The 22731-nt window shown below is 68.4% G+C and carries 20 protein-coding genes and 3 pseudogenes; 18 read left to right on the top strand and 5 right to left on the bottom strand.

What is annotated here, in order from left to right:
- Positions 1–6: 6 nt before the first annotated feature.
- The 5 genes from LK409_RS13390 (at position 7) to rlmD (ending at position 4940) form a co-directional block, all read left to right on the top strand.
- Positions 7–891, top strand: a complete 885-nt coding sequence (locus tag LK409_RS13390) for a peptidoglycan DD-metalloendopeptidase family protein (protein ID WP_010928873.1) — start codon at positions 7–9, stop codon at positions 889–891.
- On the top strand, positions 888–1667 hold the full coding sequence (locus LK409_RS13385; RefSeq protein WP_003811024.1) for a 3'-5' exonuclease: 780 nt from the start codon (positions 888–890) through the stop codon (positions 1665–1667). Before LK409_RS13390 ends, LK409_RS13385 begins: the two co-directional genes overlap by 4 nt.
- A gap of 104 nt (positions 1668–1771) precedes the next feature.
- Positions 1772–2383: a hypothetical protein gene (locus tag LK409_RS13380; protein WP_041937250.1), complete on the top strand. Its 612-nt coding sequence runs from the start codon at positions 1772–1774 to the stop codon at positions 2381–2383.
- Between the two features lie 288 nt (positions 2384–2671).
- The gene (locus LK409_RS13375; RefSeq protein ID WP_010926716.1) at positions 2672–3421 is read left to right on the top strand and encodes a TorF family putative porin; all 750 of its coding nucleotides are present in this window, start codon (positions 2672–2674) and stop codon (positions 3419–3421) included.
- Between the two features lie 118 nt (positions 3422–3539).
- Positions 3540–4940, top strand: a complete 1401-nt coding sequence (gene rlmD, locus LK409_RS13370) for a 23S rRNA (uracil(1939)-C(5))-methyltransferase RlmD (protein ID WP_041937249.1) — start codon at positions 3540–3542, stop codon at positions 4938–4940.
- A gap of 23 nt (positions 4941–4963) precedes the next feature.
- Here rlmD and cueR read toward each other — a convergent pair whose 3' ends face one another.
- On the bottom strand, positions 4964–5362 hold the full coding sequence (cueR, locus tag LK409_RS13365) for a Cu(I)-responsive transcriptional regulator (protein ID WP_010928870.1): 399 nt from the start codon (positions 5360–5362) through the stop codon (positions 4964–4966).
- A 175-nt stretch (positions 5363–5537) separates the two neighbouring features.
- Here cueR and LK409_RS13360 point away from each other — a divergent pair, with 175 nt between their 5' ends.
- From LK409_RS13360 to LK409_RS13350, 3 genes are all read left to right on the top strand, one after another.
- The gene (locus LK409_RS13360) at positions 5538–5738 is read left to right on the top strand and encodes a heavy-metal-associated domain-containing protein (protein ID WP_003811035.1); all 201 of its coding nucleotides are present in this window, start codon (positions 5538–5540) and stop codon (positions 5736–5738) included.
- Positions 5739–5876: 138 nt separating this feature from the next.
- Entirely contained in the window at positions 5877–6605 is a 729-nt protein-coding gene (locus LK409_RS13355) for a redoxin family protein (protein WP_010928869.1), read from the top strand.
- 133 nt (positions 6606–6738) lie between these two features.
- A complete protein-coding gene (locus tag LK409_RS13350; protein WP_010928868.1) occupies positions 6739–8154 on the top strand; it encodes a dihydrolipoyl dehydrogenase in 1416 nt (471 codons plus the stop codon).
- Between the two features lie 3 nt (positions 8155–8157).
- On the opposite strand, the gene LK409_RS13345 is transcribed toward LK409_RS13350, so the two are convergent.
- Together LK409_RS13345 and ugpQ are read right to left on the bottom strand one after the other, a co-directional pair.
- Positions 8158–9021 (bottom strand): 23S rRNA (adenine(2030)-N(6))-methyltransferase RlmJ, encoded by an 864-nt coding sequence (locus LK409_RS13345; protein ID WP_010928867.1) that lies wholly within the window; start codon positions 9019–9021, stop codon positions 8158–8160.
- Positions 9022–9033: 12 nt separating this feature from the next.
- Positions 9034–9783: a glycerophosphodiester phosphodiesterase gene (gene ugpQ / locus LK409_RS13340; protein WP_010928866.1), complete on the bottom strand. Its 750-nt coding sequence runs from the start codon at positions 9781–9783 to the stop codon at positions 9034–9036.
- A gap of 182 nt (positions 9784–9965) precedes the next feature.
- Here ugpQ and LK409_RS13335 point away from each other — a divergent pair, with 182 nt between their 5' ends.
- Positions 9966–11981: a SurA N-terminal domain-containing protein gene (locus LK409_RS13335; protein WP_010928865.1), complete on the top strand. Its 2016-nt coding sequence runs from the start codon at positions 9966–9968 to the stop codon at positions 11979–11981.
- On the opposite strand, the gene LK409_RS13330 is transcribed toward LK409_RS13335, so the two are convergent.
- On the bottom strand, positions 11963–12631 hold the full coding sequence (locus tag LK409_RS13330) for an arylesterase (RefSeq protein WP_041937248.1): 669 nt from the start codon (positions 12629–12631) through the stop codon (positions 11963–11965). The two genes, LK409_RS13335 and LK409_RS13330, sit on opposite strands and share 19 nt — an antisense overlap.
- On the opposite strand from LK409_RS13330, the gene LK409_RS13325 reads away from it, so the two are divergent.
- Positions 12630–13301, top strand: coding sequence for an ABC transporter ATP-binding protein (locus LK409_RS13325; RefSeq protein ID WP_010928863.1), 672 nt, complete (start codon positions 12630–12632; stop codon positions 13299–13301). The genes LK409_RS13330 and LK409_RS13325 overlap by 2 nt on opposite strands.
- Positions 13302–13304: 3 nt before the next feature.
- Here the strand turns inward: LK409_RS13325 and LK409_RS13320 are convergent, their stop codons facing one another.
- Positions 13305–14264, bottom strand: coding sequence for a DMT family transporter (locus LK409_RS13320; RefSeq protein WP_010928862.1), 960 nt, complete (start codon positions 14262–14264; stop codon positions 13305–13307).
- 103 nt (positions 14265–14367) lie between these two features.
- On the opposite strand from LK409_RS13320, the gene LK409_RS13315 reads away from it, so the two are divergent.
- The 8 genes and pseudogenes from LK409_RS13315 (at position 14368) to bvgR (ending at position 22693) form a co-directional block, all read left to right on the top strand.
- Positions 14368–15276, top strand: a complete 909-nt coding sequence (locus LK409_RS13315; RefSeq protein ID WP_010928861.1) for a LysR family transcriptional regulator — start codon at positions 14368–14370, stop codon at positions 15274–15276.
- Positions 15277–15618: 342 nt separating this feature from the next.
- Positions 15619–16670 (top strand): annotated as a pseudogene (locus LK409_RS13310) (TRAP transporter substrate-binding protein).
- Between the two features lie 109 nt (positions 16671–16779).
- Positions 16780–17400, top strand: coding sequence for a TRAP transporter small permease subunit (locus tag LK409_RS13305; RefSeq protein WP_010928860.1), 621 nt, complete (start codon positions 16780–16782; stop codon positions 17398–17400).
- Positions 17397–18680, top strand: a pseudogene (locus LK409_RS13300) (TRAP transporter large permease). The gene LK409_RS13305 and the pseudogene LK409_RS13300 overlap by 4 nt, the downstream one beginning before the upstream one ends.
- Positions 18681–18735: 55 nt before the next feature.
- A pseudogene (locus LK409_RS13295) lies at positions 18736–19422 on the top strand (DUF2848 domain-containing protein).
- 60 nt (positions 19423–19482) lie between these two features.
- Positions 19483–20832, top strand: a complete 1350-nt coding sequence (locus LK409_RS13290; RefSeq protein ID WP_010928859.1) for an amidase — start codon at positions 19483–19485, stop codon at positions 20830–20832.
- Positions 20833–20889: 57 nt separating this feature from the next.
- On the top strand, positions 20890–21684 hold the full coding sequence (locus tag LK409_RS13285) for a putative hydro-lyase (protein WP_010930607.1): 795 nt from the start codon (positions 20890–20892) through the stop codon (positions 21682–21684).
- A gap of 133 nt (positions 21685–21817) precedes the next feature.
- Positions 21818–22693 (top strand): virulence regulation phosphodiesterase BvgR, encoded by an 876-nt coding sequence (gene bvgR, locus LK409_RS13280; protein ID WP_003811069.1) that lies wholly within the window; start codon positions 21818–21820, stop codon positions 22691–22693.
- Positions 22694–22731: the final 38 nt, after the last annotated feature.

Below are 22731 nucleotides of genomic sequence, written 5' to 3'. Positions count from 1 at the left end.
AATCGTATGCTCAACGGGCAGTTGCAACTGACCGAATCCCAATCCGTGGCTGGCGCATCCGCCGCCGCCGCTTCCCGACCCGTTCTCTGGGCGGGCGTGCTGGCCATCGCCTTGCTGGCCGGCTGCGCCTCGAAGGGCCCGCGCGCGCCCGTGGTCGACCTCACCGGACAGCCCGGCGCCTCCGGCCCGACCGACGGCAGCTATGTCGTCAAGCCTGGCGATACGCTCTACAAGATCGCGCGCGCCAACAATGTCGATATCGAAAACCTCAAGCGCTGGAACAACCTCACCGATCCCAACCAGATCAGTGTCGGCCAGGTGCTGCGCCTGTCGAGCTCGGGCGCCGGCGGCGCGCAGACCACGCCGGTGACCTCCTCCAAGCCGCAACCCAAGCCGCTGGACCAGGGAAGCGCCGAAACGCCGGCCGGCGGCATGGAAGCCGGCGCCGGCGGCGAAACCGGCGGGGCCACCACCCCGCCCGCGGCAACGCTGCCCGATCCCAAGCCCGCGCGCGCGGCCGATGCCGCCGTCATCAACTGGGGCTGGCCGGCCAATGGCGCCATCCTGCAGACCTTCAACAGCAACACCAAGGGCATCGACCTGGCCGGCTCGCTGGGCGATCCGGTGATCGCGGCGGCCGATGGCAAGGTGATGTACAGCGGCAATGGCGTGCGCGGCCTGGGCAACCTGATCATCATCAATCACCAGAACGGCTTCATCACGGCCTATGCGCACAACCGCGCGCTGCTGGTCAAGACCGGCCAGAACGTCAAGCGCGGGGCCAAGATCGCCGAGATCGGCGAGACCGACACCACGTCGCCGCGCCTGCATTTCGAGATCCGCCGCCAGGGCACGCCGGTCGACCCGATGCAGTATCTGCCGCCGCGATGACGCCCACGCTCGTTTTCGATCTGGAGACCATCCCCGACGTGGCCGGCCTGCGCCGGCTCAACGACTGGGGCGGCGAGGTGTCCGACCTGGAAGTGGTCGAGCGCGCTTTCGCCGCGCGCCGCGAAGCGGTGGGGCACGACTTCCTGCCCCTGCACCTGCACCAGGTCGCGGTGGTCGGATGCGTGTTTCGCGACGACCAGGGTTTCCGCGTCAAGACGCTGGGCCAGCCCGACGATCCCGAGGCGGCGCTGCTGTCGGGTTTTTTCAAGACCATCGAGCGCTACACGCCGCGGCTGGTCAGCTGGAACGGGTCCGGTTTCGACCTGCCGGTGCTGCACTACCGCAGCCTGATCCACGGCGTGCCGGCGCCGCGCTATTGGGATACGGGCGACGAAGACCGCGATTTCAAGTTCAACAACTACATCAGCCGCTACCACAACCGCCACATCGACCTGATGGACTTGCTGGCCAAGTACAACGGCCGCGCCAATGCGCCGCTGGACGAACTGGCCAAGCTGTGCGGCTTTCCAGGCAAGCTGGGCATGGACGGCAGCAAGGTCTGGGAAGCCTGGAACCAGGGCAAGGCCGACGAGGTGCGCGCGTACTGCGAGACCGACGTGGTCAATACCTGGCTGGTGTACTGCCGCTTCCGCTTCCTGCGCGGCGAACTCGACCGCGTCGCCTACGACGCCGAGATCGCCCTGGTGCGCGACACGCTGGCGGCCAGCGACGCGCCGCACTGGAAGGAATACCTGGCGGCCTGGGACGCGGCATAAGGCGCGTCGGCAATCGACTGAAACAGATGGGCCGGGTGCGAAACCCGGCTGAAACCGCGCCGCCCGCACAATGGCAGCGCGTTTCAACCTTTCAGGAGATCACCATGTCCCGACACGCTATCCGTTCCACTCTGGCAGGCCTGACCCTGGCGCTTTCGGCGGGCGTCGTGGCGGCTCCCGCCCTCGCGGCCACCCAGGAAGGCCCGGCGGCCGGCCATATGAAAGAGCAGGGCCGTCACCACCACAAGAAGATGATGCGCGACGGCGTCTGGTTGCCGGGCGTCGGCCCGCTGTCCAAGGCGCAGATCGAGTCGCTCAAGCTGGACGCCAAGCAGCAGGGGCTGGTCGACCAGGCTCGCCAGGCGCAGCGCGATGTGCACAAGAGCCGCCGCGACGCGGGCGCCACGGGCCGCGACGCGCTGAAAGCGCAACTCGACAGCGGCAAGCTGGATCCGCGCGCGCTGTTGGCCGAATCGGACAAGCGGCACGAGCAGTTCCGCGCCCAGGCTACCCAGGTACGCGACAAATGGCTGGCGGTCTGGGATAGCCTGAACGAGGTCCAGCGCGGCCAGGTCACCGAGATCGCCAAGGCCAACCAGGCACGCATGAGCGAACGCCACGCCCGCATGCAGGAGCGCATGCAGGAGCGCATGCAGAAGCGGCACGCCGAAGGCGGCCAGTCCGCCGCGCCGGCCGGCGCCGCCACGGCGAACTGATCCACGCCGATCCGCAGGAATGACGCCCCGGGGCTGCAACGCCCCGGGGCGTTTGCGTTGGCGCGCGAGCCAGCCTGGCGCGCCATGCGCCGAAACAAGGCGGAGCAGGGCCGGGGTGCACCGCTGCGGTGCGCCGCGGCGCCGTGCGCGCGCGCCATGCCGGCGCGGGCGGGCTGGCATGGAATGTGCTTTTCATGGGGTAAGCCGTCAGGGGAGGGGACTTGCCCCGCGGCTGGGAGGACGGCTGCATGCCGCGTCCTTATTCCAATCGATCAGGAACCGCACATCATGAAAAAGCCCTTGTTCGCCTTGCCCCTGGTACTGGCCGTCTGCGCCGCCGGCGCGCGCGCCGAGCCGACCGACCTGGGGGCGGGATTTTCGCTGAGCGGCAACGCCGCCATGGTCAGCGACTACCGTTTCCGGGGTTACTCGCAGACCGATTTCCGGCCTGCCATCCAGCTGGGGTTCGACCTCACCCACACTTCCGGCCTCTACCTGGGCAACTGGAATTCGAACGTCTCCGACTTCGTCTTCACCGACGGCAATCTCGAAATGGACTTCTATGGCGGCTGGAAGGGCGAGGCGGGCGGCGGCGTCGGCCTGGACGTGGGCGTGCTGCACTACTACTACCCGGGCTCCAGCTCGCCCAAGGGCGGCAACTACAACAACACCGACCTGTACCTGGGCGTGAGCTATGCGAACTACTCGCTGAAGTACTCGTACACGCCCGGCGATTTCTTCAGCACGCCCGATACCAAGGGCACCTGGTACCTGGACGGCACGGCGACGTTCGACCTGGGCGATGGCTGGGGGCTGGTCGGCCACCTGGGCTACCAGAAGCTGAAGAAGGCGCAGGACATGGACGGCGACGCGCTGGGCCACTACGTGGACTACAAGCTGGGCGTGACCAAGGACCTGAGCGGCTGGGTGCTGGGCCTGGCCGCAGTGGGCGCGACCCGCGACAATTGGCTGCCTACCAAGAACGGGCATCCCTCGGGCAGGCTGGGAGCGGTGTTTTCGGTGGCGCGGACCTTCTGAGGCGCTGCCGGGGACGTCCCGTCCGGTGGGGGACGGGGCGTCCGCTCGGACAGCCGTTTCCGGCATGGCCCGAGCTCTTTTACAATGCCGGCCTGCCTGTGTATCTGGACTGTGCGAGATGGTCGACGTTTTGAATATTGAGTCCCTGGACCTCGAGGCCCGGGGGATAGCCCACCGTGACGGCAAAGTGCTGTTCGTGGAAGGCGCCTTGCCCGGCGAGCGGGTCACGGTGCAGACGGTGCGCCGCAAGCCGTCCTACGAGATTGCCAAGGTCGAGGAGATCCTGCGCCCGTCCTCGCAGCGCGTGGCGCCGCGCTGCCCGCATTTCGGCGTTTGCGGCGGCTGTGCCATGCAGCACCTGGCGCCCGCGGCCCAGGTCGCCATCAAGCAGCGCGCGCTCGAAGACACTTTCTGGCACGTGGGCAAGCTCAAGCCGGCGCGCATCCTGCCGCCGCTCTATGGCCCGACCTGGGGCTACCGCTATCGCGCCCGCCTGTCGGTGCGCGTCGTGCCCAAGAAGGGCGGGGTGCTGGTGGGCTTTCATGAACGCAAGAGCAGCTACGTGGCCGACATGCGCGAATGCCATGTGCTGCCGCCGGCGGTCAGCCGCCTGCTGCTGCCCCTGCGCGCCATGATAGCGGCCATGTCGGCGCCGGACCGCATGCCCCAGATCGAGGTCGCGCTGGGCGATGAGGCGATCGTGCTGGTGTTGCGCCACCTGTTGCCGCTGACCGACGGCGATATCGCCGTGCTGCGCGCGTTTGCCGCCGAGCACGGGGTGCAGTGGTGGCTGCAGTCCAAGGGCCCGGATACCGTGCATCCGCTGGAGCGCGAGCATGCCGACGCGCTGGCCTATACCCTGCCGGAGTTCGGGCTGCGCATGCCTTACCGGCCGACGGATTTCACCCAGGTCAACCACGCCATCAACCGCGCCATGGTGTCGCGCGCCCTGAAGCTGCTGGATGTGCAGCCGCAGGACCGCGTGGCGGACCTGTTCTGCGGCCTGGGCAATTTCACGTTGCCGCTGGCCACCCAGGGGCGCGAGGCGGTGGGGGTGGAGGGCAGCAAGGCGCTGACCGACCGCGCGCACGAGGCGGCGGCGCGTCATGGGCTGGGCGAGCGCACCCGTTTCGCCACGCTCAACCTGTTCGAGGTCGATGTGCAATGGCTGCGCGGGCTGGGCTACTTCGACCGCATGCTGATCGACCCGCCGCGGGAAGGCGCGCAGGCTGTCGTGCAGGCGCTGTCGCTGCTGGCCCCCGGCGAGCGGCCGCGCCGCATCGTGTACGTCTCCTGTAATCCGGGCACCCTGGCGCGCGACGCCGCCATCATGGTGCACGAAGGCGGCTATGCGCTGCGCAGCGCTGGCGTCATCAACATGTTCCCGCATACCGGCCATGTCGAATCGATCGCAGTGTTCGAGTCGCTCGACGAGGCGACGGTGCTGCAAGCGCAGGCACAGGCGCGGCAGAAGGCGCGCGAGGAGGCCGAGCGCCTTGCCGAGGCGGCCGCTGCCTGAGGCGGCCGGCCGGGCGGCGGCGTTCAGCGCTGCCCGGTGTTGCTCAGTTCTTCGATGATCGGGCAGTCGGGCCGGGTGTCGCCATGGCAATGGTGCGCCAGGTGCTTCAGCGTGTCGGCCATCTGGCGCAATTCGTCCGCTTTGCGCTCCAGTGTGGCGACATGCTCGAGCGCAATGCGCTTGACGTCGGCGCTGGTGCGGCTGCGGTCGCGCCACAGCGCCAGCAGTTCGTTCATCTGTTCGACCGAGAAACCGAGATCGCGGGCGCGCCGCACGAAACGCAGCGTATGCAGTTCCGCATCGCCATAGACGCGATAGCCGGATTCGGTGCGCGCGGCAGGGCCGATCAGTCCGATGCTTTCGTAGTAGCGGATCATCTTGGCCGAAATGCCCGAGGCCTGGGCGGCGTCTCCGATATTCATGGGCAGTGTCCCTGGCCCGCCGACGGCGGGCCGGTTGCGCGCCTTCCGGCATGGAAGGCGTCGCTTCCATTCTACGCTTGACCTTCACATCATGGGAAGGTTTAAGCTCTCTCCAACGTTCGAAAACCGGACGCTGTCCGCCGGCGCAAGGCCGGCCCTCATCCAGGAGAAAACCATGACTATCGCCTTTCACGTTCCCGACATGACCTGCGGCCACTGCGTCAAGAGCATCACGCAGGCGGTGCAGCAGGCCGTGCCCCAGGCGCTGGTCCAGATCGACCTGGCGGCGCGCCGCGTGACGGTGGAAGGCGCGGCAGCGGCCGAGCCGGTCGCCCAGGCGATCCGCGCCGCCGGCTATGCCGTGCAAGCAGCTTAATCAATATTGAGCAGTCGATTGTTTATGGCTATCAATTGATTGGATTTATTAAATTTGATTAATTGATAGCCAACGATTATCATCTCTTCATGGTGGTTGTTCCACAGAATGTCGCAAAGCTAATCCAAGGAGATATGAATGCTGCAGAATCGCGAAGGTCAACGTGTACCGAGCGTGACGTTTCCCGTCCGTGAAAACAATGCCTGGAAGCAGGTGACGACCGACGACGTCTTCAAGAACAAGACCGTCGTGGTGTTCTCGCTGCCCGGCGCCTTCACGCCGACCTGCTCGTCCACGCACCTGCCGCGCTACAACGAGCTGGCTCCCGCCTTCTTCGCCGCCGGCGTCGACAGCATTGTCTGCGTTTCCGTCAACGACACCTTCGTCATGAACGAGTGGGCGAAAGACCAGGAATCCGCCAATGTGACGCTGTTGCCCGACGGCAACGGCGAGTTCACCGATGGCATGGGCATGCTGGTCGACAAGAAGGACCTGGGCTTCGGCAAGCGCAGCTGGCGCTATGCCATGCTGGTCAAGGATGGCGTGGTCGAGAAGATGTTCATTGAGCCCGAGAAGGAAGGCGATCCGTTCGAGGTCTCGGATGCCGATACGATGCTCGCCTACGTCGCGCCCCAGGCCAGGAAGCCCGACCGGGTCGTGGTGTTCTCGAAGCCGGGCTGCCCGTTCTGCGTCGACGCCAAGGCCCTGCTCAAGGGCAAGGGCTTCGATCCGATCGAGATCCCGCTCGACAACAAGGTGCGCGGCCGTGTGATCGGCGCCGTCTCGGGTGGCGATACCGCGCCCCAGGTGTTCATCAACGGCAAGCTGATCGGCGGTTTCGACGCCCTCAAGGCCTACCTGGCCTGATGCCTGGCCGGCGGCGCTGCCGCCGCCGGCTTTCCCCTCCCTTCGTGCCGACGCTGGCCGCTTCGCGGCGGCCAGCGCGTCTGCCTGTCCGCGCGCCGCCTGGGCGGCGCGCCCGCACTCATGAGGATAATCGATGAAAACCTTGCACACTGACGTGGCCATCATAGGCGCCGGCACGGCCGGCCTGGCGGCCTATCGCGCCGCGCGCGCCGCCGGCAAGCGCGCCTTGCTGATCGAAGGCGGCCAGTACGGCACGACTTGCGCGCGCGTGGGTTGCATGCCGTCCAAGCTGTTGATCGCGGCCGCCGAGGCGGCCCATGCGGCGGCGCACGGCGGGCCCTTCGGCGTGCATATCGATGGCGCGGTGCGGATCGACGGAGCGCAGGTCATGGCGCGCGTCAAGAGCGAGCGCGACCGCTTCGTCGGCTTCGTGCTCGAGGGCGTGGAGAACATCCCGGCCGAGGACAAGCTGCGCGGCATGGCGCGCTTTGTCGAAGACACGGTGCTGCGCGTGGATGGGCACACCGAGGTGCGCGCCGGCAGCGTGGTCATCGCCAGCGGCTCGCGGCCCGCGGTGCCCCCGCCGTTCCTGGCGCTGGGCGACCGCCTGGTGGTCAACGACGACGTCTTTGCCTGGGACACGCTGCCGGCGCGCGTCGCGGTGTTCGGGCCCGGCGTGATCGGGCTGGAACTGGGCCAGGCGCTGGCGCGCCTGGGCGTGCAGGTGCGCGTTTTCGGCGTGAGCGGCAGCCTGGGCGGCATCACCGACCCGCGCGTGCGCCAGAGCGCCCGCAAGGCCTTCCAGCAGGAGTTCTACCTGGATCCGGACGCGCGCGTGCTGGAAACCAAGCGCGTCGGCGACGAGGTCGAAGTGCGCTACGTGGCGCTGGACAATACCGAGTGCACCGAGCGCTTCGACTACGCCCTGGTCGCGACCGGCCGGCGACCCAATGTCGATGGCCTCGATCTGCACAACACCAGCCTGGCGCTCGATGCGCGCGGCGTGCCGCATTTCGACCGCCATACCATGCAGGCGGGCCAGGCGCCGGTGTTCATCGCCGGCGACGCCAACGCCGACGCGCCGCTGCTGCATGAAGCGGCCGACGAAGGGCGCATCGCCGGCGAGAACGCCGCGCGCTATCCGGACGTCGCGCCGGGCCTGCGCCGGGCGGCGCTGGGCGTGGTGTTCTCCGATCCGCAGATCGCGCTGGTGGGCACGCCGTTCGCGCGGCTGGAAAGCGGCACCTTCGTGGCCGGCGAAGTCGATTTCGGCGACCAGGGCCGTTCGCGCGTCATGCTGCGCAATCGCGGCATGCTGCGCGTCTATGCCGACATCGAGTCGGGGCGTTTCGTGGGCGCGGAAATGGTCGGTCCCAGCGCCGAGCACATCGGCCACCTGCTGGCCTGGGCGGCGCAACAGTCGCTGACGGTGGCGCAGATGCTGGAAATGCCGTTCTACCACCCCGTGGTGGAAGAGGGGTTGCGCACCGCCTTGCGCGACGCCGCGGCGCGCCTGGCGCAGGCCCGCCCGCAGCGCCTGGCGGCCTGAGCCTCAGGGGTTCTCGCGGTACTGCAGCGTGAAACCGGCCCGGTCGTCCTGGGTCAGTTCGCGCGCCAGCAGCGGCATGGCCGGCTTGAGCGCGTCGTGCAGAGTCCAGGGCGGGTTGACCAGGAACATGCCGCTGCCGTGCAGCCCGAAGCCGTCGGCGGCGGGTTTGCGTACGGTCAGCGTGGCGTGCAGCCAGCTCTTGACCGGCAGCCGCTCCAGCTGGCGCGCCATCTCCGATGCCTCGCGGCGCTGCACCAGCGGGTACCAGACGACAAAGGTGCCGGTGGCAAAGCGCTTGACGCCTTCACGCACGGCAGTCAGCGTGCGCCGGTAGTCCTGCTTGTCCTCGTAGGAAGGATCGATGAGCACCAGGCCGCGGCGCGTCGGCGGCGGCAGCAGCGCCTTGACGCCCTCGAAGCCATCCGCGGCGAAGACCGTGGTCTGGCGCAGGGCGGTGCGCTCGTTGCGCCGTTCCAGGTTCCTGACCAGCACGTCCGACTCGCTCGGGTGCATCTCGAACAGGCGCAGGCGGTCGCGTTCGCGCAGCACGTCCAGGGTCAGCCAGGGCGAGCCCGGGTAATGGCGCAGGACGCCGTCCGTGTTGTAGTCGCGGATGCGGGCGACATAGTCGGCCAGCAGCGCAGGCAGGCCGGAGAGCTCCCACAGGCGCGCCACGCCGTCGGCATGCTCGGCGTTCTTGCTGGCCCAGTCGCTGCCGAGCGCGTACAGGCCGGCGCCGGCGTGCGTGTCCACCACCCAATAGGGCGCTTCCTTGCGATTCATGTAGTCCAGCACGTGGACCAGAATGGCGTGCTTGAGGACGTCGGCGTGGTTGCCGGCGTGAAAGGCGTGTCGGTAACTGAACAAGGCGGCTCCGCGTCAGACGGCGGGCCGGATGGTGGCCAGCTCGTCGGTGAAAATGGCGTCCATGCCCCAATCCAGCAGCAGCCGGGCGCGGGCCGGGTCGTTGACGGTCCAGGCGGCGATGCGGTAGCCGGCCTGGTGCACGGCGTCGACCAACTCGCGGCTGGCGTCGCGCTGGTTGATGTTCAGCGCGATGCAATCGTATTTGCGCAGCCGTTCGAGCCAGTCGGCCGGCACGCGTTCCACCAGCAGCGCGCGGGGCAGCTGCGGGGCGGCGCCGCGGGCCGCGTGCAGCGCGGGCTCGGCAAACGAGGACAGCAGCGGGGCGGGCTGGGCATCCTGCCACAGCGCGGCGGCCGCGCGCGCCACGGCCGCGCCGGTCTCGGCCTTGCGGCCCGGGCAGGGTTTGATCTCGACATTGCAGGCGATGCCGTTGGCCAGCGCATAGCGCGCCACCGCCGAAAAAGTGGGGACGGGCTCACCCGCGTACTGCGGCGCATACCAGCTGCCGGCGTCCAGCTGGGCCAGCTCGGCGTACGTCTTGGACGCCGCCGGGCCGTGGCCATTGCTGGTGCGGTCCACGTCGCCATCGTGCAGCAACACCTCGACATTGTCGCGGCTGAGCTTGACGTCGAATTCGAACATGGTGAACCCATGGGCCGCGCCGACGCGCATGGCGGCCAGGGTGTTTTCGGGCGCCAGGCGGCCGCCGCCGCGGTGCGCGATATAGGGAGAATAGGGCCAGGCGGGAAGGGGTGCGGTCATGATGCTCGGTTTCGGGAAATGGGGCTGCGCACAGCCGCGCTCAAGCCTGCAAGCATACCCTGAACGCCGCCTTCTTCCGTGCACGGCGGGGGTGGTTCGCCGGCCTGTTGGTGGTAAACTCCGGCGGCTGATCCGGTACAGTTTCCGGCACGGAGTAAGGCGAATCGGGTTCGCCTTTTTTTATGCGTTTTCTTGCGGCTTGGCGCGGCGAAGGTTCGCGCAAGCGCGGCAACAGGGGTTCCATGTTTGAAATAATTCGCACCCATCGACGCTGGATGCAACTCATCCTGCTGCTATTGATCGTGCCGTCGTTCATGCTGGTCGGCGTCCAAGGTTACGACAGTTTCATCAATCGTGAACCCGAACTGGCCACCGTGGCCGGGCAGCCCGTCACCCGCTCCGAGTTCGACCAGGCCCACCGCAACCAGCTCGAGCAGCTGCGCCAGCGGCTGGGCTCGCAGTTCGACCCGGCCATGATCGATACCCCGGCGATGCGCGAGCAGTTGCTCAACCAGCTGATCGACCAGCGCCTGCTGGCCGTGGTCGCCGCCGACAATGGCTTCTCGGTGTCGGACGGCACGCTGCGCAACACGATCGCCGCCATCCCGCAGGTCCAGGACAACGGCCGCTTCTCGCCCGAGCGCTACCGCCAGGTGCTGGCCGCGCAAGGCATGTCCCCGACCTCGTTCGAAGCCGGGCTGCGGCGCGACCTGGCGGTGGCGCGCGTGCTCGATCCGATCAGCCAGTCGGCCAGCGTGCCGGCCGAAGTGGCCAGGTCGGTCGAAGCCGCCCTGACGCAGCGGCGCACGGTGCAGCTGCGCCAGTTCGCCGCCTCCGACTTCCGCGCCAAGGTCACCGTGTCCCCGCAGGACATCCAGGCCTGGTACGACGCCAACCAGGAGCAGTTGCGCGTGCCCGAGCAGGTCCAGGCCCAGTACCTGGTGCTCGACGAGGCGGCCGCGACCGAAGGCGTGCAGGTCAAGGACGAGGACATCGCCAGCTATTACGAGCAGAACAAGTCGCGCTTCGGCCAGCCCGAGCGGCGGCGCGTCAGCCACATCATGATTTCCATCCCGCCCGGCGCCTCGGAGGAGGCGCGCAAGGCCGCCGCGGCCAAGGCGCAGGAAATCGCTGCCCAGGCGGCCGCCGATCCGGCCGGGTTCGCCGAGCTGGCGCGCAAGAACTCGCAGGATACGGGTTCGGCCGCGCAGGGCGGCGACCTGGGCTGGGCGCCCCTGCCGGCGCCGCTGCAGCAGGCCGCGCAGGCCCTCGCCAAGGACCAGGTCTCGGGCGTGGTGGACACCCCCACCGCCTTCCACATCCTCAAGGTCACCGACTTCCAGCCGGGCTCGGTCAAGCCCCTGTCCGAGGTCAAGGACGAGGTCGTGAGCGAGATCCGCAAGCAATTGGCCTCGGCCCGCTTCGCCGACATGGCCACGGACATGACCAGGCTGGTCTATGACCAGCGCGACAGCCTGCAGCCCACCGCCGACAAGCTGGGCCTGAAGCTGCGTACCGCCGGCGGCATCACCCGCACCGGCCTGCTGCCGGCCGAGCAGGCCGGCGCCGGTTCCGCCGCCGGTGGCGACGATGCGCAACTGCTGGACAACCCGCGCGTGCGCCAGGTGCTGTTCTCGCCCGATGTGCTGCGCGAGAAACTCAATTCCGGCGTGATCGAGCTGACGCCCGATACCATGCTGGCCGTACGCGTGGCGGCGGTCGAGCCCTCGCACATTCCGCCGCTGGAGCAGGTCCGCGCCAGCATCGAAGACCGCCTGCTCGGAGAGCGCGCCGCCCAGGCTGCGCGCCAGGCCGGCGAGGCCGCGCTCAAGAGCGTGCAGGCCGACGCTTCGGCAACGCCGGAGGGGTTCGCGCCGGCCATCGTGGTCTCGCGCCAGGATGCGCAGAACCTGCCGCGCCGCGTGCTCGACGCCGTCATGCGCCAGGCGCCGTCGCCGCTGCCCGCCTACACCGGGGTGGAACTGGGCGCCGACTACGTCGTGGCGCGCATCGAGAAGGTCGAGGCGGGCCAGAGCACCGAGCAGGACCTCGACCTGCTCAAGACGCAGCTCTCGGGCGCCTGGGGCCAGGCCGAGGACGCGGCGGTGCTCAGGCAGCTGCGCGACCAGTACAAGGTGCAGATCCTGCCGGAGGCCGCCGAAGCCATCAAGGGCGACGCTCAGTCGGCCGCGGGCTGAGCCAGCATCGGCTCGAGCACGGGCCAGACATTGTCAAGCAGCGCCGGCTGGGCGTCCTCGTTGGGATGGATGCCGTCGGCCTGGAACATGGCCCGGTTGGTGGCGATTCCTTCCATGAGGAACGGCACCAGCCGGGCTTTTTCCTGTTCGGCCACGGCTGGAAAGACCTGCGCGAAGCGCTGTGTGTAGTCGCGGCCGTAGTTCGGCGGGATCTGCATGCCGACCACCAGCACCGATGCGCCGGCCTGGCGCGACGCCTGCGCCATGGCGCGCAGATTGCGCTCGGTCATGTCCAGCGCCAGGCCGCGCAGGGCATCGTTGGACCCCAGTTCCAGCACGACGACGGCCGGCGCGTGCTGGCGCAGCAGCGCCGGCAGGCGCGCCAGCCCGCCGCTGGTCGTATCGCCGCTGATGCTGGCATTGACGACGCGGTAGTTGGGGTATTGTTGCGAAACCCGCTGGGCCAGCATCGGCACCCAGCCGGACCCGCGCCGCAGGCCATATTCGGCCGACAGGCTGTCGCCGACCACCAGGACGGCGTGCGGTGCGGAACCTGTGGGCGCGGCCGCGGTCTGAGCCTGGGCCGGCAAGGTGGCGGCGAGCGCGATGGCGGCAAGGCAAGGTGAGAGCAAACGGAAAACAATGCGCATGGATAACGGCAACTCGATTGAAGTGAAAGGGCTGGGCAAGCGTGTGGCCGACGCCGGCGGTGAACTGTCGATCCTCGATGGCATCGATTTTACGGTCCGGGCCGGCAGCGCCGTGGCCATCACCGGCAGTTCCGGCTCGGGCAAGTCCACCTTGCTCGGACTGCTGGCGGGCCTGGACGTTCCCTCGTCAGGCAGCGTGCACCTGGCCGGCCAGGATCTTTTCGCCCTCGACGAGGATGGCCGGGCGCGCCTGCGCGCCAGCCATGTGGGCTTCGTATTCCAGTCTTTCCAGCTGCTGCCCAACCTCACGGCGCTGGAAAACGTCATGCTGCCGCTGGAGCTGGCCGGCCAGCCGGCGCGCGAGGCGGCGCAGGCGATGCTGCGGCGGGTAGGCCTGGGCGAGCGGCTGCACCACTACCCGCGTACGTTGTCCGGGGGCGAGCAGCAGCGGGTGTCGCTGGCGCGCGCCTTCGTGGTCCAGCCCGATCTGCTGTTCGCCGACGAGCCCACCGGCAGCCTCGATGCGGCCACCGGCGAAACCGTCATCGACCTGATGTTCGATCTGCACCGCGAGCACGGCACGACGCTGGTGCTGGTCACCCACGACCCCGAACTGGCCGCGCGCTGCGGCCGGCAACTGGTGCTGGCCGCGGGCCGCCTGCAGGACTGAGCCTCAGGTGGCCGCGGGCGCCAGGCGGCGCCCGCGGCGCCATTCCAGCACGCCGATGACGCTGCCGCTGGCGCAGATGATGGCGATGCCCAGCCAGGTGATCGCGTCGGGGAAATGCCCCCAGAAGAGCCAGCCTATGGTGGTTGCGCTGACGATCTGCAGGTACACGAAGGGGGCCAGCGTGGAAGCGGCCGCATTGCGGTAGGCGCCGATCTGCAGCAGGTGGCCCAGCGCCCCGGACACGCCGGTCGACAGCAGCAGCCAGTTCCCCAGGCTCAGTTCGCGCAGCACCGGCATGGCCGGCGGCAGGATGAAGGGCAGGGCCGCGGTCAGGCACAGCGCGCCGACCGCGCCGCTCCAGATGAGCGAGGTATAGGGATCGTCGCCGGCCACCTTGCGGGTGGCGATGTACTGCGCGGCAAAGCAGCAGGCCGTCAGCAGGCCGAACATCACGCCCAGCGGATGCAGGCCGCCGTCGGGCCGGATGACGATCAGTACGCCCAGGAACGCCACGCCGGCCGCCACCCAGCGCGACAGGCGCGGCGGCTCTTTGAGCACCCAGGGCGCGATCGACAGCACGATCAGCGGCGCCAGGAAATTGATGGCGGTGGCCTCGGCCTGCGGCAGGTAGCTCAGGGTCGTGAAAAAAAGCAGGGTGGCGCAGAACATGGCCGCCCCGCGCACGATCTGTTCGCGCGGACGGGTGGCGCGCAGGATGCGCAGGCCGCGGGCGGGCAGCACCAGCGTCAGCACCAGCACCAGGTGCACCAGGTAGCGCACCCAGCACAGCACCAGCAGCGGCACGCCGGCGGCCATGACCCACTTGCCGCTCGCGTCCAGCCCCGACAGCGTCCACATGGATAGGATCAACAGCGCCACCCCGATCAGCGGGCGCGCGGTGAAGGGCGTCGGGGTGGTCGAGGCCGGCGGGCGCGCGGCCAGGCCGGACTGGCGCCGGTGCATGGTGGTCTCCTGTTTCGATCGCGGTTGCGCGGCGGCCGCCGCCGGTGGGCGGCCAATCCGGCACGGCGGTCATGATACGCTCATCCGGCTATAGGAACGGCACATGATAGACCTCAAACACATCGAGACCTTCTTCTGGGTGTCCACGCTGGGCAGTTTCCGCGCCGCGGCCGAGAAACTGAACACCACGCAGCCTGCGATTTCGCAGCGCATCGCCTCGCTGGAAGCCGACCTCGGTGTGCGCCTGTTCGAGCGCGACGCCCGCGGGGTCTCGCTGACCGGCAAGGGCCAGGAGCTGCTTTCGCATGCCGAGCGCACGCTGCAGATGCGCCACGACCTGATGCAGGCCGCGCGCGAGCAGAATGTCATGAGCGGCACGGTGCGCATCGGCGTGGCCGAAACCATCGTCCAGACCTGGCTGCCGGCGCTGATCGAACATGTGCACGCCGCCTATCCGGCCCTGGTGCTGCAGATCGAGGTCGACACCACGCATGTGCTGCGCGGGCAACTGATGGCGCGCCAGATCGACGTCGCCTTCCTGATGGGCCCCATCCTGGAGGCGCGCATGGAAAACATTCCCTTGTGCGCCTATCCGCTGGCCTGGGTGGCCAGCCCCTTGCTGGAGCTCGGCCCCGAGCCGCTGACGCTCGAGCGCATCGGCACCTTGCCCGTCATTACCTATCCGTCCAGCAGCGAGCCGTACCGCCAGGTGCGCGACATGCTCACGCGCGCCGGCGTGGCGGCGCCGCGCATGTACGGCAGCGCATCGCTGGCCATGGTGGTGCGCATGACCAAGGATGGCATCGGCACCAGCGTGATCGCGCCGGTGTTCCTCGACGAGGAACTGGCCCGCGGCGAGCTGCGCCTGCTCAACGTGCAGGCCGACCCGCTGCCCGACCTGAGTTTCACCGCCAGCTGGGTGCAGGGACCGGACAGCCACGCCGCGCGCGCCATCGCGCTGCTGGCGCAGCGCACCGCGGCCGAGCACGGCGGCGCCATCGGCGCCGGCTAGCCCCAAGGGCCTGCGTTCGCCGCTTCGGGCGCCGCAAGCGCCTAGGGGATTTCCCTGACGAAACGCCTGCGCCCGGCTGCGGGCGCGGCGTCGGCGCGTCCATGGCGCGGCTGGCCCGTCACCCCGCAAGCCACGTGGATACTGGCTTTGCGCGACACGCCCGGGCGCGGCGCCGCGAGGGTTAAGAAAAATTTATACCCCCTCATCCCAACTAACGATTGGACGCTGCCGTTGGCGTGCAGTGCAATGGCGCCGATTGACAAGGCCGATGGCATACGCGCGCCGCCAGGGTAACGGGGCCCCGGCGCGTATCCGATATCCCGCCTGCAAGGAGAGTTGCCCATGAAGAAGCCTTTTGTTTTCGCCGCCGCCTTCGCCGTGGCCGCGTTGACCGGCGCCGTGCACGCGCAGGACCTGCCCAAGACCAAGGTCAAGGTGGTCGGCGGGCTGAGCAACCTGACTGCCTACAACGATTACGAAAAGCCGTTCTGGACCAAGACCGTGCCCGAACTGTCCAAGGGGCAGGTCACCGCCGACATCAAGGGTTTCAACGAGATGGGCCTGAAGGGGCCCGAGATCCTGCGCCTCATGTCGCAGGGCGTGATCGAGTTCGGCACCGCGACGCTGGCCTATTTCGCCTCCGACAACCCCATCAACGAAGCGATCGACCTGGCCGGCCTGGCGCCCGACGTCAAGACGGCGCGCCAGGTGACCGACGCGTTCGAGCCGGTGTATGCCAAGCTGTACGGCGAAGGCGCCAACGTCAAGCTGCTGGGCATCTCCACCTATCCGGCGCAGGTGCTGTTCTGCAATGCCGAGATCACGGGCCTGGCCGACATCAAGGGCAAGAAGGTGCGCACCAGCAGCCGCACCACTGCCGAGTTTGTCGAGGCGCTGGGCGGCTCCAGTGTCACCATGGCGTTCGGCGAAGTCGTTCCGGCCCTGCAGAACAAGGTAGTCGATTGCGCCATCACCGGCTCGCTGTCCGGCTACTCGGCCAAGTGGTACGAAGTGTCGACGCACCTGTATGCCTTGCCGATCAACTGGAACCAGCAGATCCACGCCGTCAACCAGAAGGCGTGGGACAAGCTGGACCCCAAGGTGCGCACGTTCCTGCAGGACAACATCAAGAACCTGGTCGACCAGATCTGGGATGCCGCCGCGCGCCAGACGCAGGAAGGCTATGACTGCAACACCGGCGCGGCCGCGTGTGCCCGTATCCGGTCAAGGGCAAGATGGTGCTGGTGCAGCCTACCGACGCCGACCGGGCGTTGCTGAAGAAAGTGACCGAAGAGGCGGTGCTGCCCAAGTGGGCCGCCCGGTGCTCGGCGCAGTGCGTCAGCGACTTCAACGCCACCATCGGCAAGACGCTGGGTCTGGTCGCCAAGAAGTAAGTCCGGACGCGGGCCGGCCGGCCCGCCCCAATGCTGCAACGCGCGCCGCGGCCCGGTCGCGGCGCGCCTGGTTTTTCGCCACCGCGGGCATGCCCGCAGAGGTTCATTCATGACCCGATCCGAACATTTTCGCGCCCTGGGTGGGCCGCTGCGGCGCGCCGAGTCGCTGTCGCGCCTGGCCGTATGGGTCGGCGGCGCGTTGACCATCGCCAGCGTGCTGCTGATTTCCTTCGACGTGCTGGCGCGCAAATTCTTTGGTTTTACTACCGGAGGCGCCGACGAGCTGTCGAGCTACGCCTTTGCGATAAGCACCTCGTGGGCGCTGGCCTTCGCCACCTTGCAGCGCGCCAACGTGCGCGTCGACGTCGTCTATCAATACCTGCCCGTACGCGTATCGGCCGTGCTCGACTGGATCGCCCTGGTCGCGTTGGGCGTCTTCATGGTTTTCATGACGTATTACGCCTATGAGGTCGTGCAGACCTCCTGGGCGCAGAAATCGGCCGCCAACACGCCGTTGGCCACGCCGCTGTGGATTCCGCAAGGCCTGTGGGCGCTGGGGCTGGCGTGGATGTGCGTGACAGTGGCATTGATGCTGGTGCGTGCCTCGGCCGCGTTGGTCACTGGCGACCTCGACCTGGTCAAGGAAATCTGCGGCGTGCGCTCGGCGCAGGAAGAAGCCGAAGAGGAAGCCGCCGCCGGCGAACGCATGGTCAAGGGAGCCTCCGCATGATCGCCACCGCCCTGATCCTGCTGCTGGTCCTGATCGGCATTTCCATTCCGGTGGGCGCCGCGCTAGGCGTGCTGGGCCTGATCCTCGATCCGCTTTACTCGATGCTGCCGCTGACGCGCGCCATCGGCGAGGTGACCTGGAGCGCCAACAACGAATTCCTGCTGGTCGCCATCCCGCTGTTCATCATGCTGGGCGAGGTGCTGCTGCGCGCCGGTTTTGCCGAACGCATGTATGCCGCCATGAGCCTGTGGCTGTCCTGGCTGCCGGGCGGGCTGATGCACGCCAACATCGGCGCCTCCACGCTGTTCTCCGCCACATCCGGCTCCAGCGTGGCCACCGCCGCCACGGTGGGCACGGTAGCGATCCCGCAGATCAAGAAGTACGGCTATAACGAGCCGCTGTTCCTGGGCAGCCTGGCCGCCGGCGGCACGCTGGGCATCCTCATCCCGCCGTCCATCAACCTGGTGATCTACGGCGTGCTGACCAACTCGTCGGTACCCAAGCTGTACCTGGCCGGCATCATCCCCGGGTTCGCCATGGCGGCCTTGTTCATGATGACGGTCGTGGTGGCCTGCGTCGCCAAGCCGTCATGGGGCGGACACCGCATCTAGGCCTCCTGGGCCCAGCGCATCGCCAGCCTGGTGCACCTCGGGCCGCCCATGGCGATCTTCTTCCTGGTGGTCGGGTCGATCTACGCCGGCCTGGCCACGCCGACCGAAGCTGCCGCGCTCGGCGTGCTGGGCGCGCTGATCCTGGCAGCCTGGTTCCGCCGCCTGACCTGGACCATGCTGCGCGAGGCGATCGAAGGCACCATGCGCTCGACCGCCATGATCATGCTGATCGTGCTGGCGGCCAGCTTCCTGAACTTCGTCATGTCGGCCACCGGCCTGACCGATGCGCTGGTGCAGTCCATCACGGGGCTGGGGCTGTCGCCGGGCTGGATGCTGCTGATCGTGGTGATTTTCTATCTGGTGCTGGGCTGCTTCATGGAAACGCTGTCCATGATGATCACCACGATCCCGATCGTGGCGCCCATCATGATCGCGCTGGGCTATGACCCGATCTGGCTGGGCATCCTGATCATCGTGCTGGTCGAGGCCGCCCTCATCACGCCGCCCGTTGGCCTGAACCTGTTCGTGGTGCAAAGCCTGCGCAAGAGCGGTTCGATGACGGCCGTCATCAACGGCGCGCTGCCATTCGTGCTGGCCATGTTCGTCATGCTGGCGCTGCTGGCCTTCTTCCCCGACCTGGCGCTGTGGCTGCCGCGCGTGTTCGGGTAATCGTCCAGGGACAGGCGCGGCCATGGCGGCCGCGCGTTTTACTGCAAGGTATCAAATGAAAATCGCATTCCAAGTCCAGGCCGATGGCGCCACCCGCACTGTCGAGACCGAAATCCGCAACCTGGTCGTGGCCGGGTGGGCCGGACGCGACCGCGCCGCCATCGAACACCACATCGAGGAGCTCGCGGAACTGGGCGTACCGCGCCCGAGCAGCGTGCCGCTGTATTACCGCATCGCCGAGAACCAGTTGAGCCAGGCCGGCCGCGTGCAGGCCGTCGGCCCCGATTCGTCGGGCGAGGCCGAAACCTTCGTCTTCAGCGTCGGCGGCGAACTGTACGTCAGCCTGGCCTCCGACCATACGGAGCGCAAGCTGGAGGCCCATAGCGTCGCCCTGTCCAAGCAGGTCTGCGTCAAGCCGGTGGCCAGCGACGCATGGCGCCATGCCGACGTGGCCGAGTACTGGGACGAACTGGTGCTGCGCTCGTATATCGTCGAGAACGGCGCCGAGGTGCTGTACTAGGAAGGGACGCTGGCCTCGCTGCGTACGCCGCAGGACCTGATCGCCGGCTACACGCAGGGCCAGGCATCGCTGCCCGAGGGCACGGGCATGACCTGCGGCACGGTGGCCGCCATCGGCGGCATCCGCGCCTCGACCACGTTCATCATGGAGCTGCACGACCCGCGCCGCCAGCGCACCCTGCGGCACCGCTATGATGTGGAAGTATTGCCGGAAATCGCCTGAGCGGCCGGCGGGCCTTTCCTCAACCCCCAACCGCCGCGGCGCGGCACACGGATTGTTCCCATGCTACCGACGTTGACACAACAAAGCCTGGCCTTGCAGGAAGGCCGCGACACTTCCAGCGGGCTGACGCAAGCCGCCCTGGCGCGCGCCGCCGATCCGGCCGGGGAGGGCGCGCGCGTCTTTACGCGCGTGTACGCCGAGCAGGCCCGCGCCGAGGCCCGCGCGGCCGATGCGCTGCGCGGCGCCGGCGTCACGCGCTCGGCCATCGACGGCCTGCCCATCTCGATCAAGGATCTGTTCGACGTCGCGGGCGAAACCACCATGGCCGGTTCGGTCGCGCGCCAGGGCGAGCCCGCCGCGGTCCGCGACGCGGTGGTGGTGCGCCGCCTGCGCGCCGCCGGCGCGGTCATCGTCGGACGCACCAACATGACCGAGTTCGCCTATTCGGGCCTGGGCCTGAACCCGCACTACGGCACGCCCCGCAACCCCTGGGACCGCGCCACCGGGCGCATTCCCGGCGGCTCCTCTTCGGGCGCGGCCGTCTCGGTGACCGACGGCATGGCCAGCGGGGCCATCGGTTCGGACACCGGCGGATCGGTGCGCATTCCGGCCGCGCTGTGCGGCCTCGCCGGTTTCAAGCCCAGCGCGCAGCGTGTGTCCATGCAGGGCGTGTTGCCGCTGTCGGCCAACCTCGATTCGATTGGCCCGCTGGCGCCCTCGGTGCGGTGCTGCGCCACGCTCGACGCCATCCTGGCCGGCGGCGACGACGCGGACATACCAGCGCCGGCCGCGTTGCGCGGCCTGCGCCTGGCAGTACCGACCACGCTGGCGCTCGACGGCCTGGATGCGCATGTGTCGGCCACTTTTGCCGCGACGCTGGCGAAACTGGCCGAGGCGGGAGCGTGTATCGACGAAATCGCCGTGCCCGAGTTCGCGCAACTGGCCGACATCAACAGCAAGGGCGGCTTTACCGCGGCCGAGGCCTGGGCCTGGCACCGCGACTTGATCGAACGCGCCGCCGATCGCTACGACCCGCGCGTCGTGGCGCGTATCCGCCGCGGCGCCGACATGTCCGCGGCCGACTACATCGATCTGCTGGCGGCCCGGCAAGCCTGGCGGGCCCGGGTCGAGGCGCGCATCGCCGGCTACGATGCCCTGGTCCTGCCGACCGTGCCGGTCGTCGCGCCCGCCATCGCCGACCTGGAAGCCTCCGATGCCTTGTTCGGCTCCACCAACCTGCTGATCCTGCGCAATCCCACGCTGATCAACTTCCTCGACGGCAGCGCGCTCAGCCTGCCTTGCCACGAGGCCGGCACCGCCCCGGTCGGGCTGATGGTCGCCGCGGCCAATGGCTCGGACCGGCACGTGCTCGCCATCGGCATGGCCATCGAAGACCTGCTGGGCGGGTAACCATCCGGCGGGCCGGCGGTGCGCCGGCCCGTCCCTTACCATCGAGTTGCTGCCATCATGACGATTCTTTCCCTGGCCGGCGCGGGCCATCAGGCGCGCCTGGACGCGCGCGGCGGGATGCTGACCGGGCCCACGGCCAACCTCGCGCCCGGCCATGTACAGGCCAACCTGGCCATCCTGCCGCAGGCCGTGGCGGGCGACTTCCTGCGCTTCTGCCAGCGCAATCCCAAGCCATGCCCCTTGCTGGCGGTCTCCGAACCCGGCGACCCGTCCTTGCCCGAGCTCGGCCTAGATATCGACATCCGTACCGATGTGCCGCGCTACCGCGTCTGGCGCGACGGCAAGCTGGTGGACGAGCCGCTCGACGTGCGCGGCCTGTGGCGCGACGATCTGGTGGCCTTCCTCATCGGCTGCTCCTTCTCGTTCGAGGAGGCCATGCTCGAGAATGGCCTGCCGGTCCGCCACATCGAGCAGGGCTGCAACGTGCCCATGTACCGTACCAACATCGCCACGCATCCAGCCGGCCCGTTCTCGGGGCCGCTGGTGGTTTCGATGCGGCCGCTGAAGGCGGCGGACGCAATCCGCGCCATCCAGGTCACGTCGCGCTTTCCGTCCGTGCATGGCGCGCCCGTCCATCTGGGCGACCCCGCATTGATCGGCATCGCCGACCTCGGCCGCCCGGACTACGGCGACGCGGTCGAAATCCGCGCCGGCGAGATACCGGTTTTCTGGGCCTGCGGCGTTACCCCGCAATCGGTTGTCGCGGCCGTGCGTCCGGAATTCTGCATCACCCATGCGCCCGGCCACATGCTGGTCACCGATCTGCTCAACAGCCGGCTGGCCGCCTTCTGAGAGATGGGCGAACGCGCCCACGCAGTACGATTGGGAAAAGTACGGCGGACATGTGAGTTGTGTCCTATGGCTTGGATGGCATCGGTCCATTCCAATATGATGTTGTTCATTTCGCCAACGTCAGTACTGCTCCATGATCCACTGGACCAACAGCGCTCGCAGCAGCTTCGAGGCTTCCCTCAGTCCGTCCCGGCGCACCCTGCGCGCCCGGCTGGCGCCCGTCGAAGGGCCCACCGTCGCAGAACTGCGCGCCGCGCTCAAGCGCGATGAATTCATTCCCGCATTCCAGCCCGTGGTCGATGCCGGCACGGGCAGCCTGTTCGGCGTGGCCACGACGATACAGTGGGCGCACCGGCATTGGGGGCTGGTGCCCGAGCACTGCTACATGGCCGCCTTGGTGCGCGACAACCTGCATATCGCGCTGGCGCAACAGCTGCTGGCGCAGGTTTTCGACCTGGCCGCGGCCATGCGCCGCGGCAACCGCCATGTGGGGCTGTTCATCCAGCCAGAGCCCATATGCCTCATGAGCCGCAGCTACAGCGACGACGTCCTGCGCAATCTGGACCACCGCGGCCTGCCCCCGTTTGCGCTGACGCTGGCCGTTTCGCCCAGCCTGCTTCAGTCGCCCTATGGCCAGCAAAGCCTGCATAGCCTGCGGCGGCTGCACCGGGCCGGATGCAACCTGGTGCTTACCGTCAGTACGTTCGATGCCGAGTCGCCGCCGCACCTGGACGCGCTGGAAATCTGCGGCATCGCCCTGATGCCAGAACTCATGTATGCCCTGCGCCAAGGCGGCAGGGCCGGCGAGGCGTGCCGTGCCATCGCACAGCAGGCCTCGGCGCAGCGGATTCCCGTCATGGCCACCGGCGTGGTCGACGAGGCCATGGCCCAGGCCGCCGATCTGCTGCCATGCCGGTATCTGCTGGGCGACCATGTGGCCCCGCCCATGACGGGCCAGCGCTTCCTGTATTGGTACTACCGCCGCGAGATGCCGCCCAATTATCCGTAAGGTCCGCGCAAGCAGGGATGCCTGTTCGGGCGGGTGCG

Source organism: Bordetella parapertussis, from assembly GCF_020735925.1.
Lineage (GTDB): Bacteria > Pseudomonadota > Gammaproteobacteria > Burkholderiales > Burkholderiaceae_B > Bordetella > Bordetella pertussis.
The sequence above is the reverse complement of the archived record's forward strand: the minus strand, read 5'-3'. Positions and strand labels throughout refer to the sequence as shown.

Coding starts and splice junctions, on each gene's coding strand:
- LK409_RS13330 (WP_041937248.1), bottom strand. CDS start 12,631: ATGCGCATTGTTTTCCGTTTGCTCTCACCTTGCCTTGCCGCCATCGCG.
- LK409_RS13335 (WP_010928865.1), top strand. CDS start 9,966: ATGCGTTTTCTTGCGGCTTGGCGCGGCGAAGGTTCGCGCAAGCGCGGC.
- LK409_RS13360 (WP_003811035.1), top strand. CDS start 5,538: ATGACTATCGCCTTTCACGTTCCCGACATGACCTGCGGCCACTGCGTC.
- LK409_RS13320 (WP_010928862.1), bottom strand. CDS start 14,264: ATGCACCGGCGCCAGTCCGGCCTGGCCGCGCGCCCGCCGGCCTCGACC.
- LK409_RS13390 (WP_010928873.1), top strand. CDS start 7: ATGCTCAACGGGCAGTTGCAACTGACCGAATCCCAATCCGTGGCTGGC.
- LK409_RS13380 (WP_041937250.1), top strand. CDS start 1,772: ATGTCCCGACACGCTATCCGTTCCACTCTGGCAGGCCTGACCCTGGCG.
- LK409_RS13375 (WP_010926716.1), top strand. CDS start 2,672: ATGAAAAAGCCCTTGTTCGCCTTGCCCCTGGTACTGGCCGTCTGCGCC.
- LK409_RS13315 (WP_010928861.1), top strand. CDS start 14,368: ATGATAGACCTCAAACACATCGAGACCTTCTTCTGGGTGTCCACGCTG.
- LK409_RS13285 (WP_010930607.1), top strand. CDS start 20,890: ATGACGATTCTTTCCCTGGCCGGCGCGGGCCATCAGGCGCGCCTGGAC.
- LK409_RS13305 (WP_010928860.1), top strand. CDS start 16,780: ATGACCCGATCCGAACATTTTCGCGCCCTGGGTGGGCCGCTGCGGCGC.
- bvgR (WP_003811069.1), top strand. CDS start 21,818: ATGATCCACTGGACCAACAGCGCTCGCAGCAGCTTCGAGGCTTCCCTC.
- LK409_RS13325 (WP_010928863.1), top strand. CDS start 12,630: ATGGATAACGGCAACTCGATTGAAGTGAAAGGGCTGGGCAAGCGTGTG.
- LK409_RS13290 (WP_010928859.1), top strand. CDS start 19,483: ATGCTACCGACGTTGACACAACAAAGCCTGGCCTTGCAGGAAGGCCGC.
- LK409_RS13355 (WP_010928869.1), top strand. CDS start 5,877: ATGCTGCAGAATCGCGAAGGTCAACGTGTACCGAGCGTGACGTTTCCC.
- LK409_RS13385 (WP_003811024.1), top strand. CDS start 888: ATGACGCCCACGCTCGTTTTCGATCTGGAGACCATCCCCGACGTGGCC.
- ugpQ (WP_010928866.1), bottom strand. CDS start 9,783: ATGACCGCACCCCTTCCCGCCTGGCCCTATTCTCCCTATATCGCGCAC.
- cueR (WP_010928870.1), bottom strand. CDS start 5,362: ATGAATATCGGAGACGCCGCCCAGGCCTCGGGCATTTCGGCCAAGATG.
- rlmD (WP_041937249.1), top strand. CDS start 3,540: ATGGTCGACGTTTTGAATATTGAGTCCCTGGACCTCGAGGCCCGGGGG.
- LK409_RS13350 (WP_010928868.1), top strand. CDS start 6,739: ATGAAAACCTTGCACACTGACGTGGCCATCATAGGCGCCGGCACGGCC.